Below are 13,377 nucleotides of genomic sequence, written 5' to 3' on the forward strand. Positions count from 1 at the left end.
TGTGTGACAACCCGCTGAGCGGCACTACCCTGGCCCGACCATCGCACTGAAGGCGAACAGAGAGTGAGCTCACGTGGCATGTGACCTCTGGCTTGTCCCCCTCGTCGACGTGCTGTGCCACAGCCCCGACAACCCCTTCGCCGAAGAGATCGCCGTCTACGACCGGGCCCTCGGCGCGGCCGGACTGCCCCCCGTCCCCGTCTTCGGCTACATGCCGGGCCTGTCCGGGGACGTGGCCCCGGTCGCGGGCTTCGACTACGACGCACTCCACTTCCTGCGCCGCGCCCACCTGCTGAACCTGTGCGGGCTGACCGTCACGCCGGTCGACGAACTGGGCGGCGACTACGCCCAGTTGCTGGAGATGTTCGAGACCACGGCCCAGCAGTCGCACCTGGTGTGGCACTACGACCACGCGGGCGCCTACGTTCCGGTCGACTTCGCGCACCCGCTGTCGAGCGACGAACTCCTGGAGGGCGGCGGACCGTTGGGATCGAGCCATGGTCTGCTGCGGGAACTCATGAGCGTGGCCCCGGTGCTCGGCATCGACCCGGACAACCCGCCGGCCGCGCCGGCCGCCCCCCGGCAGCCCACGGCCCTGGACGAACCGGCCGCGCCGGGGCCCGCGGACGACAGTCCGTTCGCGCGGGAACGGCATGTGTGGCTGGGACTGCATGCGGCGGTCACGCGCAGCCTGGGGCAGGGCTCGATGATCGTGTTCAGCTGACCGCCGGCGCTTCCGCGGAAACGGTCCGGCCCGGTACGGGCGTACCGGGCCGGACTCCTGCCGTCTTCCCGGGCTTCTCAGCGCGGGGACTCCGGCGGGCGCTGCCGGGGCATGTTCGGCCGCGAGCCGGGCGGCAGCGGGAACCGGCCGACCGGCCCGCCGTTCTCCCCCCGCGGCCCCCAGGCGACCAGCGACTGGGTCAGCAGGGGCGCCGGGCCGGCCCGGAACTCCACCATCCAGTCGGCCGTTTCGGCGCGGACGAGCTCCGAGACGTCCTCGGAGAAGCGGCGCAGCACGGTCAGGCAGCGCTCGGCCGCCTCGCTCGCCGTCCCCTCGGTCGGGCCCAACACCTCGCGCACGCACTCCGACGCCCAGTCGAACTGGAGCGCCTCCAGCCGCCGTTGCACCGCCTGCGCCGTGGAGACCGCCCGCATCCAGCCCGTCGTCAGGCCGAAGTAGCGGTCGCAGGCGACGCACGCGACGGCGCCCAGCAGGGCGAGGAACGCCCAAGTGGAGCCGGTGCGAATGGCCTTCGTCAGCTCCAGCAGTGGCAGTGCCGCGCCGATCACGGCGAAGACCGCGGCGGCGACCCGCAGGGCGCGGGCCCAACGGCGTTTCCAGGCGCGGTCGGCGAGGTACCAGTCGGCGAGGAGGAGCGCGCCGCTCTCCACCCACCGGTACAGCTCGTCGAGTCGCTGAGCGGGCTCCCCCCAGTCGCCGAGCGGGAAGGTCCGGCCGCGCAGATCTCCCCGGTGCCTCCCGTCCTGCTCCTTGGGGAGCCCCTCGGGCTGCATCTCAGGCTGGCTCACCCCTGCACTCCCTCTTCACCGCTGCTGCTCCGTACCCCTGTCACCGCCTCTTTCCTACCGCCGAACGGTTGGCCTTGTGTACCGGATCGCTCCTTTGCCGCCCGTAAGTGCCAGGGAATCGGGTATAGGGGGCGATATCCCCCTCACCCGAAAGAGTGGGTGGCCTGTGTGGACGTGACGGGGCGGGTGCGGCGAAACGTTCTGACGAGGCCTGACGGGAAGGGTGGGAGAGCCGGGACGCACGGCGTTGATCGTTCCGGAAGGCAATAGGGTGACACCCGTGAAGGTCCTCGTCATCGGCGGCGGCGCCCGCGAACATGCCCTGTGCCGCTCCCTGTCCCTCGACCCCGACGTCACCGCTCTGCACTGCGCTCCCGGCAACGCCGGCATCGCCGAGACCGCTCAGGTGCACCCGGTCGACGCCCTCGACGGCGCGGCGGTGGCGGAACTGGCCGCCTCGCTCGACGCCGACCTCGTCGTCGTCGGCCCGGAGGCCCCGCTGGTCGCCGGGGTCGCCGACGCCGTCCGCGCCCGCGGCATCCCCGCCTTCGGGCCGTCCGCCGAGGCGGCCCGCCTGGAGGGCTCCAAGGCGTTCGCCAAGTCCGTGATGGCCTCGGCGAACGTCCCCACCGCCCGCAGCTACGTCTGCACCACCCCCGCCGAGATCGACGCCGCGCTCGACGCCTTCGGCGCCCCCTACGTCGTCAAGGACGACGGCCTCGCGGCCGGCAAGGGCGTCGTCGTCACCCCCGACGTCGACGTGGCCCGCGCCCACGCGCTCGCCTGCGACCAGGTGGTGATCGAGGAGTTCCTGGACGGCCCCGAGGTCTCGCTCTTCGCCGTCACCGACGGCGAGACGGTCGTCCCGCTCCAGCCCGCCCAGGACTTCAAGCGCGCCCTCGACGGCGACCAGGGGCCGAACACCGGCGGCATGGGCGCCTACTCCCCGCTGCCCTGGGCCGACCCCGGCCTCGTGGACGAGGTCCTGCGCACCGTCCTCCAGCCGACCGTCGACGAGCTGCGGCGGCGCGGCACGCCGTTCTCCGGCCTGCTCTACGCCGGGCTGGCGATCACCTCGCGCGGCGTGCGCGTGATCGAGTTCAACGCGCGCTTCGGGGATCCGGAGACCCAGGTGGTTCTCGCCCGTCTGAAGACGCCGCTGGCCGGGCTGCTGCACGCTGCCGCGACGGGCTCGCTCGGGTCGTTCCCGGCGCTGCGGTGGGCGGACGACGCGGCGGTGACCGTCGTGGTCGCGTCGCACAACTATCCGGGGACGCCGCGTACCGGGGACGTCATCGAGGGCCTCGACGAGGCGGACGCCGTCTCCGACGCGTACGTGCTGCACGCGGGGACGGCGCGGGATGCTTCGGGTGCCGTGGTCAGTGCCGGCGGTCGCGTGCTGTCCGTGACGGCCACGGGGGCCGGGATTCCCGCTGCGCGGGAGCGGGCCTACGAGGCGGTGGCGTTGGTCCGGATGCGCGGGGCGCAGTACCGGACGGATATCGCTGCGGGCAAGGAGTAGGCCCCGATCCCGCCCTTTCACCGTTTCTCGCGGGGGCGGGCCCCCGCACCCCCTGAAACCGCGCTCCGCGCGGTCGTCCTCAAACGCCGGACGGGCTGAAGTGCTACCTCAGGCACCATCCAGCCCGTCCGGCGTTTGAGGACGAGCGGCGGAGCCGTGACAAGGGGTCTGGGGCGCAGCCCCAGGAAACGGCGAAGGGGCGGGACCGGGGCACCGCCCGCCGCAGGCGCAACCCCCACGCCCGAACCCAACCCTTGGGCAAAGCCATTCCATCGAGTGACCGATCCGCCAACCGGCTGACGAACGCCCCACGCCCCACTAGGGTGCCGCGCAGGCCGCCCGCCGAGCGTCCGGCAACTGGCCCACCGGCATTGCGATGTCAGAGGCCGGTGCCACAGTGGGGGGTGGTAACCGGCGGCCGGAGCACTACAGGCGACTGGGGGTGATCGGTCTCGTGGCAGGTACGGAAGCCGGCGCGCACACCGCGCGCCTCCGGGCCCTGGCGGTCCTGCGCGTCCGCAGCACCGCGCTGGCCGTCGCCCTGCTGCCCGCCGCGGCCGCGGTGGTGCTGCTGGCGGGCACGCTCATGGGCCGGATCCCGGACGGCGGCGTCGGGGCCGCGGCCCGTCCCGCCGTCGTCGCCGCGGCCCTGGCCGCGCTGGCCCTCGCCGGCGTCGTCGCGGCCGTGGTGGCACGGGCCCGGCCCGCGCTCAGCCCCACCGTGCCGATCCCCGAGGAGACCGCGCCGGACCTCTACCGGCTGGTGCGCGACCTGGCGGACCGGATGGACGTCCCGGCGCCCTCGGCCATAGCGCTCACCCCGGACTGCGACAGCTGGCTGGAGGACCGCACCCACCCGGCGCACCGCACCGCGGCCGGACGTCCGAGTCCGCTGCCCCGCCGCCGCACGGCCGCCGCGCCGGTCCTGGTGATCGGCTCGCCGTTCCTGTGGTGGATGCGCGTCGCCGAGCTGCGCGCCCTGCTGGCCCCGGTGGTGGCGGGCACGGGCCCGGCCGCCCACCCGGACATAGCGGCGGCCCGCCGCTTCGTCCGCGGCCTCGACGCGGCCGTCGCGGTCGCCGCGGGACGCCCGCTGCTGGCCTTCGTCGGCTGGACGGCCCGGATCCTGCTGCGCTCCTGCCGCGAGCACGCCGCCGAGATGGAGCGCGGCGTCGCCGCGGCCGCCTCCGAGCGCGCCCAGACGGTCGACTACGGCCTGCGCGTCGTCGCCCAGGAACAGGTCGGCCTGGCCTACGCGGGCTGGGACCGGCTGCTCAACCGGGTCGCCCTGCCCGCCTGGCGGATGGGCCGCTGGCCGTCCCGGCTGGACGCGGGCGTCGTCTCGGCGCTCACCGAGCTGTCCCGCCGGGACCGGCTCGCGGAGGGCTTCGCCTCCCGCCTCGGCGAGCGGCCCGCCTGCGACCTGCTGGAGGAGCCGGGCGTCATCGACGAGGCGGCCTCCCTGCTGGCCGCCCGGCTGTTCCACGGCGGCCCGCCGGAGCCCGGCCCCGACTGGTCCCCGGTCAGCTGGAGCCAGTACCCGGAGGAGGTCGTCGACCGCAAGTGGCGGGTCGAGGCCGCCCGGCTGCACCGCGTCCTGGAGGACGTCCTCGACGACGTCACGGACCCCGCCACGACCGGTCTGCCGTCCGCCCAGGAGAGCGCCGCCACCCCCGTCCCGCCCACCGTCGACCGCGTCCTCGACCGCCTCACCGGCCCGGCAGGGCCGGGCGTGGGCGAGCGGCTCGGCCACCGGCTCAGCGCCGAGCTCGCCCGCGAGGCCGGCCCCGGGACCCCGCCGGCCGCCTGTGAACCGGGGCTCGACGGCCTCGCCCCGCTGTTCCCGCTCCAGCCCCCGCGCAGCGGCCGGGAGCTGCTCACCGACCACGTGACGGCCATGATCTGCTGCGCCGCCGTCGACACCGCCGGCGCCGCCCCCGGCCTGGACTGGCTGGACGGCCCGGCCCTCCTCGTCGCCGGCGCCCGCCGCGCCGACCTGGCCCGCACCGTCCTCACCCTGATCGAGGACGGCGACGGAGAACCCCTGCGCGCCTGGCTGGGCGAGGTCGGGGTCCGCCCGGAGAAACCCGTACGGCTGGGCTGAGGGCGCTGGGGGAGACCACGTGAACCAGGGGGACGCGAACGGCCCGGGCGGCGAGGAAGGCGCCCCCCGGCAAGCCTGGGAGTCCGCCGCCCTGGCGCGCGCCGCGCACGACCCCTTCCCCGAGGCCCCCCTCGCCTGGCTGGCCGACGACGCCGCCGCGTCCGGCCGCCCCTGGTACGCCGTCGACGACGTCCGCCGCCCCCTCCGCGGCTTCACGTCCGACGCCGCCGTCGCCCCCGGCGAGTCCGTGGCGTTCCGGGTCACCGTGGAGCCCCCGCGCCCGTTCACCGTGGAGGTGCACCGCGTCGGGTACTACGCGGGCCACGGCGCCGCGCGGATGGCCGTCAGCCCGCCGCTGGACGGGACGGCGCAGCCGCCGCCGCTGGTCGCGGAGCGGGCCGTGTCGTGCCACCACTGGTGGCTGTCCTGGCGGCTGGACGTGCCGCCGCACTGGCCGCCGGGTGCCTACGTCGCCGTCCTGGGCACGGCCGACGGGCAGCGGGCGCACATCCCGTTCACCGTCCGCGACGGCACCCCCGCCGACCTGCTGCTCGTCCTCCCCGACCTCACCTGGCAGGCGGACAACGTCTACCCGGAGGACGGCCGCACGGGCGCCGGGCTGCGGTACGCGTGGGACGAGCGGGGCCGGCTGCTCGGCGAGGAGGACGCGGCCGTCACCGTCTGCGCCGACCGCCCGTACGCGGGCACCGGCCTGCCGCCCGACGCCGGGCACGTCTACGACGTCGTCCGTTGGGCCGAGCGCTACGGCTACGACCTCGGCTACGCCCACGCCACCGACCTGCACGCCGGCCGCGTCGACCCCACCCGCTACCGCGGCCTGGTCTTCCCCGGCCCGGACCGGTACTGGACGGCCCCCCTGCGCCGCGCCGTCGAGGCCGCCCGCGACGCCGGCACCTCGCTCGTCTTCCTCGGCGCGGGCGTCCTGGCCCGGCAGCTGGAGACCGCGCCCTCGCCGACCGGCCCGGACCGGCTGCTGACCTGCCGCAGGCAGCGCGCCGGCGGCCGGGCCGCGCCCTGGCGCGACACCGCCCCCGAGCAGCAGCTGCTCGGCATCCAGCACGCCGGCCGCGTCCCCCGCCCGGCCCCCCTCGTCGTCCGCAACACCGACCACTGGCTGTGGGAGGGCACCGGCGCCGCCGAGGGCGAGGAGCTGCCCGGCCTGGTCGCGGGCGACGCCGACCGCTACCACCCGCGCACCGCCCTCCCGCCGCACACCGAACGCATCCTGCTCGCCCACTCCCCGTACCGCGACGCCGCCGGCGTCCGCCGCCACCAGGAGACGTCCCTGTACCGCGCGCCGAGCGGCGCCCTCGTCTTCGCCTCCGGCACCTCCGGCTGGGCGCCCGCCCTCGACCGGCCCGGCCACACCGACCCCCGCGTCCAGCGCGCCACCGCCAACCTCCTGGACCACATCTGCAAACGCGCCTGACCCCCGCTCCGACGGGGCAGGCGGATACGGCAGAATCGAGGCGTTTGGACAAACAACCAGGAGGACGCGTGTCCGGATTCGTCGAGAAGCCCGAACCGGTAGAGGTACCGGGCCTTGTGCATCTGCACACCGGCAAGGTGCGCGACCTCTACCGCGACGCGGAAGGCCGGCTGGTGATGGTCGCCAGCGACCGCATGTCCGCCTACGACTGGGTGCTGCCCACCGAGATCCCCGACAAGGGCCGGATCCTCACCCAGCTCTCCCTGTGGTGGTTCGACCGCCTCACCGACCTCGTCCCCCACCACGTCCTCTCCACGGAGCTGCCGCCCGGCGCCCCCGCCGACTGGGCCGGCCGGACCCTCGTCTGCCGCTCCCTCGACATGCTCCCCGTCGAGTGCGTGGCCCGCGGCCACCTCGCCGGCTCCGGCCTGCGGGAGTACGAGGAGACCCGGACCGTCTGCGGCCTCGCCCTCCCCGAGGGGCTCACCGACGGCGCCGAGCTCCCGTCCCCGATCTTCACGCCCGCCACCAAGGCGGAGGTCGGCGAGCACGACGAGAACGTCTCCTACGAGGAGGTGGCCCGCCGCGTCGGCGCCGAGACGGCCGCCGAGCTGCGCCAGATCACCCTCGCCGTCTACGACCGCGCCCGCGGCATCGCCCGCGACCGGGGCATCGTCCTGGCCGACACCAAATTCGAGTTCGGCCGGGCGGAGGACGGCGAGCTGGTCCTCGCGGACGAGGTCCTGACCCCCGACTCCTCCCGCTTCTGGCCCGCCGACCAGTGGCAGCCGGGCCGCCCGCAGCCCTCGTTCGACAAGCAGTACATCCGCGACTGGCTGACCTCGCCCGCCGCCGGCTGGGACCGGCACGGCGAACTGCCGCCGCCCGCGCTGCCGGACGACGTCGTCGAGCAGACGCGCGCCCGGTACGTGGAGGCGTACGAGCGGCTGACGCTGACCCGCTGGACGTGATCACGGGAGCGGGCACGGCGACGGGCGCGACGGGCTCGGCGGACGCGGCGGACTCCTAAGAGGTCTCTCAGAGTTCCTCTGCCACAGTGGGACACCATGGCCCCTCCTGTCCCATCCGCCGGCCCCGGTAGTCACGGCAGTCCCGGCAGCCCCGCCGTGCTCGTCGTCGACGACGACCCCGAGGTCCGCGCCGCCGTCGTCGACGGCCTCGCCATCGAGGGCTACGACGTCCGGTCCGCCGCCGACGGGCTCGCCGCGCTCTCCGCCGTGGCCGCCGCCCCGCCCGCCGCGATCGTCCTCGACCTCGCCATGCCCGTCCTCGACGGCCTCGCCGTCTGCCGCCGGCTGCGCGAACTCGGCGACCGCACGCCCATCCTCGTGCTCACCGCCCGCGACGCCGTCTCCGACCGCGTCGCGGGCCTCGACGCGGGAGCCGACGACTACCTCGTCAAACCGTTCGCCCTCGACGAGCTGCTGGCCCGGCTGCGCGCCCTGCTGCGCCGCGCCGCCCCCGGCCCGGCCGGCGGCGCCGACGGCCGGGAGAGCGCCGGCCGGCTCGGGTACGCCGACCTCACCGTGGACCCCGCCACCCGCACCGGCGACCGCGGTGGGGAGCCCCTGGAGTTCACCCGCACCGAGTTCACCCTGCTGGAACTCTTCCTCCGGAACCCGGGCCAGGTGCTGCCCCGCGACACCATCCAGCAGCACGTCTGGGGCGCCGACTTCGGACCCGAGTCCAACTCCCTCTCCGTCTACATCGGTTACCTGCGCCGCAAACTGGAGGCGCACGGCGCGCCCCGCCTCCTGCACACCGTGCACGGCGTCGGCTACCGGCTGGCCGACCGGTGAACCCCGCCCCGTTCCGCCGCCGCCCGCTGCGCACCCGGCTGGCCGTCGTCACCTCCACCGCCGTCGCCCTCGTCGCGCTCGGCGTGCTGGCCGCCGCGTACGTGGTGATCCGCTACGAGATCAGGAACCAGCTCGACCTCCAGCTCAAACAGCAGGCCGGCACCCTCGTCCAGCAGGCGCGCGGCAGCGGCACCGGCGTGCTCTACGCCGAGTGCGCCTGGCTGGCCGCCCCCGCCTGCGCCCAGGTCGTCCCCGCCGACCCGGCCGCGCCCGGGCAGCGCGGCCTCGTGCTGCCCGTCACCGGCGCCACCCGCCGCGTCGCCGCCGGCACCCTCGGCGCCCACTACAGCGACATCGTCCGCGACGGCCGCTCGCTGCGGATGCTCACCACCCCGCTGGGCCACGGCCGCGCCCTGCAGGTGGCGGTCCGCTCGGACACCGTCGACAAGGGCGTGGAGCAGGCCGGGCTGCTGCTCGGCGCGGTCGGCGGGGGCGGCGTGCTGCTGGCGGCCGGACTCGGCTACGCCGCGTCGCGGACCGCCCTGCGCCCGGTCAGCCGGCTCACCGCCACCGCCGAACGCATCGCCGCCACCCGCGACCCGGCCCACCGGATCGACCTGCCGCCGGACGGGAAGCGGTCCCAGGACGAGATCACCCGGCTCGCCACCAGCTTCAACACCATGCTGGGCGAGCTGGAGGACGCGGTCGCCGCCCAGCGCCGGCTCGTCGCCGACGCCTCGCACGAACTGCGCACCCCGCTCACCGCACTCCGCACCAACGCCGAGCTCCTCGCCCGCGCCGAACGCCTCACGCCTGCCCAGCGCGACCGCGCGGCCGGCGCCCTCGGCCGCCAGCTGCGCGAGGTGACCGGCCTCGTCAACGACCTGATCGAGCTGGCCCGCGACGAGGAGCCGCGCCAACTCGTCGAACGGGTACGGCTCGACGCGCTCACGGAGCGCTGCGTGGCCGCCGCGCGCGGTCACTGGCCGGCGACCCCCTTCGCCCTGGAGACCGGGGAAGTGGCGGACGTCACCGTGCCGGGCGTGCCCGCCCGGCTGGCGCGGCTGCTGTCCAACCTGCTCGACAACGCCGCCAAGTTCAGCCCGCCCGGCGCCGCCGTCGAGGTCCGCCTGGACCGGCGCCCGGACGCGCTGGACCTCACCGTCCGCGACCACGGCCCCGGCATCTCGGACGAGGACCTGCCGCACGTCTTCGACCGCTTCTACCGCTCCCGGCAGGCCCGCGCCCTGCCCGGCTCGGGCCTCGGCCTGGCGATGGCCCGGCAGATCGCCCGCGCGCACGGCGCGGAACTCACGGCGGAACGGCCCGCGAGCGGACCGGGCGCCCTCTTCCGCCTGCGCTTCCCGGACGGGGAGTGACGCGGCGGGTACGACGAAGGCCCCGGTCACAGGACCGGGGCCTTCTCTCTGAGCGGACGACGAGGCTCGAACTCGCGACCTCAACCTTGGCAAGGTTGCGCTCTACCAACTGAGCTACGTCCGCATGCCCCGCGCGTTTCCGTGCGGTGCGGGTACCACTATAGCCAACCCTGAGACCGTGCGATGCGCGCCGCCGCGTGCCGGTTCTCCGCACCCAGCTTCGCGGCCGCCGCCGAGAGGTAGTTCCGGACCGTCCCCGGCGTCAGCCGGGCCCGCTCCGCGATCTCCGCGATCGGCGCCCCGTCCTCCGCCAGCTCCAGCAGCTCGGCCTCCCGCGCGGTCAGCGGCGAGTCGCCCGCGCTGATCGCGTCGGCCGCCAAGTGCGGGTCCACGTAACGGCTTCCCGCGTGCACGGTCCGGATGATCTCGGCGAGCCGTCGCGCCGAGACGGTCTTGGGGACGAACCCCCGGACGCCCGCCTCCAGGGCCCGCTTCAGGTGCCCGGGCCGCCCGTGACCGGTCACGATCATGCTGCGGCAGCCGGGCACTTCGGCCCGCAGGGCTGTGGCCACCGTCACGCCGTCCGCCCCCGGCATCTGGAGATCCAGCACCGCCACGTCCGGCCGGTGCGCCCGCGCCATGGCGATCGCCTCCGGCCCCGAGGCGGCCTCCGCGACCACCTGAAGATCGTCCTCCAGGCCCAGCAGGGCGGCGAGCGCGCCCCGGATGAGGTGTTCGTCGTCGGCGAGCAGCAGGGTGATCATGCCGGGTCTCCGGGGTTCGGGGTGAGGGCGGGCGCGGGCCCGGGCGCGGGGGCGGGCCGGGCGTCGTCCGGCACCGGTCCTTCCACCACCGGCCCTTCCGCCACCGGCACCTCCTCGGCCGCCACCGGCACCTCCTCGGCCGCCACCGGCACCTCCTCGGCCGCCACCGGCACCTCCTCGGCCGCCACCGGCACCTCCTCCGCCGCCGCCAGCGGCACCTCCACCGTCAGCAGGAACGTCGCCTTGGCCCGCCGCCCGGCCTCCAACGTGCCCCCGAGCGCCGTCACCCGCTCCCGCAGCCCGGCCAGCCCGGAACCGCCCGCGGTCTCCGAGCCGCCGGAGACCCCGTCGTTCTCCATCTCCAGCACCGCCGACGCGCCCGCGACCCGCAGCCGGATGGCGCAGCGCCGCGCCTCCGCGTGCCGCAGCACGTTCGTCGTGCCCTCACGCACCACCCAGGCCAGGACGGACTGCACCGCGTCCGGCAGCGCGTCCCCCGGCCCGTCGTCGATGCGGCAGGCGATCCCCGCCGCGCCCAGCACCCCGCGCGCCCCGACCAGTTCCGTGTGCAGGTCGGCCTGCCGGTAGCCGCGCACCAGCTCACGCATGTCGCGCTGCGCGTCCCGCGCGACGCGCTGCACCTCGGTCATCTGCTCCAGCGCGGCCGGCGAGCCCCGGCGCGCCAGCTCGGCCGCGAGCTCGCTCTTGAGGGCGATCACGGTGAGGTTGCGTCCGAGCACGTCGTGCATGTCCCGGCCGAAGCGCAGCCGTTCCTCCGCGACGGCCAGCCGCGCCTGCACGGTCCGGGCGTGCTCCGCCTCCCACATCACCGCCAGCATCCAGCCCGCGCTCCGTATGGTGGCCAGCGCCCACAGCGCGACGACCCAGACCAGCACCATGGTGATCAGCGCGCCGACCGGCCGGCCGCCGAACGGCAGGACGGCGACGGCCGTGGCGACGCTGCCCAGCAGGGACCACCACAGGTAGGTCCGCACCCGGGGCGCCACCAGGCTGAGCGAGCCGAAGAAGACCAGCGGCCCGCCCAGCGGCACCATGGGCCGCGACGAGGCGTCCGTCGGCCCCTCCGCCCGCACCATGAAGACCAGCTGCACCACGGAGGCCACCAGCAGCACGCCGGAGAGGGCGATCCACCGCCAGGGCGCCGGGTGCCGCAGCCGGTAGTGGTCCAGGGCCCGGCGGAAGAGGACCATGCCCACCCCGCACTGCGCCCAGCCGAGCAGCAGCAGGACGACGTCACCGGATCCGCCGCGGCCCGGGGACCCGCTCAGGAGCGCGAGGGTGGGGACGAGCGGGAAGAGGCCGGGCAGCAGATAAAGGGTCCACCGCGTGTAGCTGTCGACCTGGGCGATCCTGCTCCGCCCCCGCCAGCCGCCCACGCGCGTCCGCACTCCCAAGGCGCCCTTGGCCCCGCCGGCCCCCATGATCTCTCCCTGTCGTCCGGCGTCGTCCGGCACGAAAAAAGACCCCGGTCGCGGAGACCGGGGTCTTTCTCTGGAGCGGACGACGAGGCTCGAACTCGCGACCTCAACCTTGGCAAGGTTGCGCTCTACCAACTGAGCTACGTCCGCATGTGCTCCGCGCTTCCGTGCGGTGCGAACACCACTCTACCTGATCCACCGAGGTGGTCGGGACGAGCGATGAGAGCGGGTGACAGGGATCGCACACTGCGCCTCCCCCTTGGAAAGGGGGCGCTCTACTACTGAGCTACACCCGCGCGACCATTCTCCGGACCACATGTGTGGCCGGTGAACGGCTGGAGCGGGTGACAGGAATCGCACACTGCGCCTCCCTCTTGGAAAGAGGGCGCTCTACTACTGAGCTACACCCGCGCGTCCACTCGTCAGAACCGCCGAAGCGGTGCCGACGAACGGCGAGAGCGGGTGACAGGGATCGCACACTGCGCCTCCCCCTTGGAAAGGGGGCGCTCTACTACTGAGCTACACCCGCGCGTCTCGTGGGGTTTCGGCCTTTCGGCCTCGCCCCTCGGCGTGTTCCAGACTCTAGCGGATCATGTGGGGGGGAATGCAAATCCGGTGCGGGGGCCGGGATCTGAGGGGTGGCCGGATCCGGTCGCCCCGCGCCGGGGGAGGGGGCGCGGTTCACCCCTGAGGGGGGAGCTCCCGCGAGGGGGGCGGAGGGGCCCCACCGCCCCCACCGCCCCCGGCGCCCGATCGTCAGTTCGCCGCCTCGAACGCCTCGTACACCTTCTTGGGGATCCGGCCGCGCGGCGGCACGTCCATGCCGTGCGAGCGGGCCCACGCCCGGACGGCCGCCGGGTCCGGCTCGACGGAGGTGCGGCGGTACGCCTTCCCGGAGCGGGAGCGCTTCCGGCCGGCGTCCAGGTAAGGCTCCAGGGCGTGCCGGAGTTTCTTCGCATTGGCGGTGCTGAGGTCGATCTCGTACGACTTGCCGTCGATGCCGAAGGTGACGGTCTCCGCGGCCTCGCCCCCGTCGATGTCATCAAAGAGCGTCACTACCACACGCTGCGCCACGGAATGGGTCCTTTCAGCCTGTACCGCCGCGCTGACCTGCGGCGATGCATGGGTTTAGGTGGTTCTCGGGCAATGCCTTTTCCGAGGTTCCGCAAAGGGTATTGCCTGACGGGGCCCAGTTAATTCCGTCCGCCCGCCCCGGTGCAATGGGAACCGTGTGGTCTTCCGGGGTTTTTCCCGGATTTTTTCGACGGGCGCCGATGGAGAGGCCGGGGTAAAGCGCCCGGACCGCCCGTGATATCTACCCGCGTAGATTTTCGGGGCGGGTACGCTGGCTTCACCGCTTCAGCTC

Annotated in this window: 11 protein-coding genes and 5 tRNA genes; 7 read left to right on the forward strand and 9 right to left on the reverse strand. The window is 74.8% G+C overall.

Translation table 11 applies throughout. The annotated features are described in order from the left end of the window. The first annotated feature begins 73 nt into the window (after positions 1-73). A complete protein-coding gene (locus JNW98_RS01195; protein WP_223766146.1) occupies positions 74-724 on the forward strand; it encodes a putative DNA-mimic protein in 651 nt (216 codons plus the stop codon). 77 nt (positions 725-801) lie between these two features. Here the strand turns inward: JNW98_RS01195 and JNW98_RS01200 are convergent, their stop codons facing one another. Continuing rightward, complete coding sequence (locus JNW98_RS01200; RefSeq protein ID WP_223766170.1) at positions 802-1,518, reverse strand: SLATT domain-containing protein; 717 nt, start codon at positions 1,516-1,518, stop codon at positions 802-804. Between the two features lie 295 nt (positions 1,519-1,813). Between JNW98_RS01200 and purD the strand changes: the two genes are divergently transcribed. From purD to JNW98_RS01230, 6 genes are all read left to right on the forward strand, one after another. After that, positions 1,814-3,055 carry a phosphoribosylamine--glycine ligase gene (purD, locus tag JNW98_RS01205; protein WP_223766147.1) on the forward strand — a complete coding sequence of 414 codons (1,242 nt, stop codon included), beginning with the start codon at positions 1,814-1,816 and terminating at the stop codon, positions 3,053-3,055. A 445-nt stretch (positions 3,056-3,500) separates the two neighbouring features. Continuing rightward, the gene (locus tag JNW98_RS01210) at positions 3,501-5,159 is read left to right on the forward strand and encodes a hypothetical protein (RefSeq protein WP_223766171.1); all 1,659 of its coding nucleotides are present in this window, start codon (positions 3,501-3,503) and stop codon (positions 5,157-5,159) included. Positions 5,160-5,178: 19 nt separating this feature from the next. Continuing rightward, entirely contained in the window at positions 5,179-6,609 is a 1,431-nt protein-coding gene (locus JNW98_RS01215; RefSeq protein WP_223766148.1) for a N,N-dimethylformamidase beta subunit family domain-containing protein, read from the forward strand. A gap of 68 nt (positions 6,610-6,677) precedes the next feature. Continuing rightward, positions 6,678-7,580: a phosphoribosylaminoimidazolesuccinocarboxamide synthase gene (locus tag JNW98_RS01220; RefSeq protein ID WP_223766149.1), complete on the forward strand. Its 903-nt coding sequence runs from the start codon at positions 6,678-6,680 to the stop codon at positions 7,578-7,580. A gap of 96 nt (positions 7,581-7,676) precedes the next feature. After that, on the forward strand, positions 7,677-8,429 hold the full coding sequence (locus tag JNW98_RS01225; RefSeq protein WP_223766150.1) for a response regulator transcription factor: 753 nt from the start codon (positions 7,677-7,679) through the stop codon (positions 8,427-8,429). Next, positions 8,426-9,808 carry a sensor histidine kinase gene (locus tag JNW98_RS01230; RefSeq protein WP_223766151.1) on the forward strand — a complete coding sequence of 461 codons (1,383 nt, stop codon included), beginning with the start codon at positions 8,426-8,428 and terminating at the stop codon, positions 9,806-9,808. The genes JNW98_RS01225 and JNW98_RS01230 overlap by 4 nt, the downstream gene beginning before the upstream one ends. A gap of 51 nt (positions 9,809-9,859) precedes the next feature. On the opposite strand, the gene JNW98_RS01235 is transcribed toward JNW98_RS01230, so the two are convergent. From JNW98_RS01235 to JNW98_RS01270, 8 genes are all read right to left on the reverse strand, one after another. Further along, a tRNA-Gly gene (locus JNW98_RS01235) sits at positions 9,860-9,932 on the reverse strand. 34 nt (positions 9,933-9,966) lie between these two features. Next, on the reverse strand, positions 9,967-10,572 hold the full coding sequence (locus JNW98_RS01240; RefSeq protein ID WP_223766152.1) for a response regulator transcription factor: 606 nt from the start codon (positions 10,570-10,572) through the stop codon (positions 9,967-9,969). Further along, positions 10,569-12,014, reverse strand: a complete 1,446-nt coding sequence (locus JNW98_RS36015) for a sensor histidine kinase (protein WP_263420260.1) — start codon at positions 12,012-12,014, stop codon at positions 10,569-10,571. Before JNW98_RS36015 ends, JNW98_RS01240 begins: the two co-directional genes overlap by 4 nt. A 71-nt stretch (positions 12,015-12,085) precedes the next feature. Continuing rightward, positions 12,086-12,161, reverse strand: a tRNA-Gly gene (locus JNW98_RS01250). 74 nt (positions 12,162-12,235) lie between these two features. Continuing rightward, a tRNA-Gly gene (locus tag JNW98_RS01255) sits at positions 12,236-12,307 on the reverse strand. A gap of 40 nt (positions 12,308-12,347) precedes the next feature. After that, positions 12,348-12,422, reverse strand: a tRNA-Gly gene (locus JNW98_RS01260). Positions 12,423-12,468: 46 nt separating this feature from the next. Next, positions 12,469-12,540: transfer RNA gene (locus JNW98_RS01265), tRNA-Gly, on the reverse strand. 227 nt (positions 12,541-12,767) lie between these two features. Then, positions 12,768-13,085, reverse strand: coding sequence for a histone-like nucleoid-structuring protein Lsr2 (locus JNW98_RS01270; protein WP_185944390.1), 318 nt, complete (start codon positions 13,083-13,085; stop codon positions 12,768-12,770). Positions 13,086-13,377: the final 292 nt, after the last annotated feature.

Source organism: Streptomyces huiliensis (genome assembly GCF_020037025.1).
Taxonomy (GTDB): Bacteria; Actinomycetota; Actinomycetes; order Streptomycetales; family Streptomycetaceae; genus Streptomyces; species Streptomyces huiliensis.

Excerpts from the sequence above, each read along its gene's own strand:
- JNW98_RS01200 (WP_223766170.1), bottom strand. The coding sequence starts at position 1,518 with ATGCAGCCCGAGGGGCTCCCCAAGGAGCAGGACGGGAGGCACCGGGGA.
- JNW98_RS01225 (WP_223766150.1), top strand. The coding sequence starts at position 7,677 with ATGGCCCCTCCTGTCCCATCCGCCGGCCCCGGTAGTCACGGCAGTCCC.
- JNW98_RS01240 (WP_223766152.1), bottom strand. The coding sequence starts at position 10,572 with ATGATCACCCTGCTGCTCGCCGACGACGAACACCTCATCCGGGGCGCG.
- JNW98_RS36015 (WP_263420260.1), bottom strand. The coding sequence starts at position 12,014 with ATGGGGGCCGGCGGGGCCAAGGGCGCCTTGGGAGTGCGGACGCGCGTG.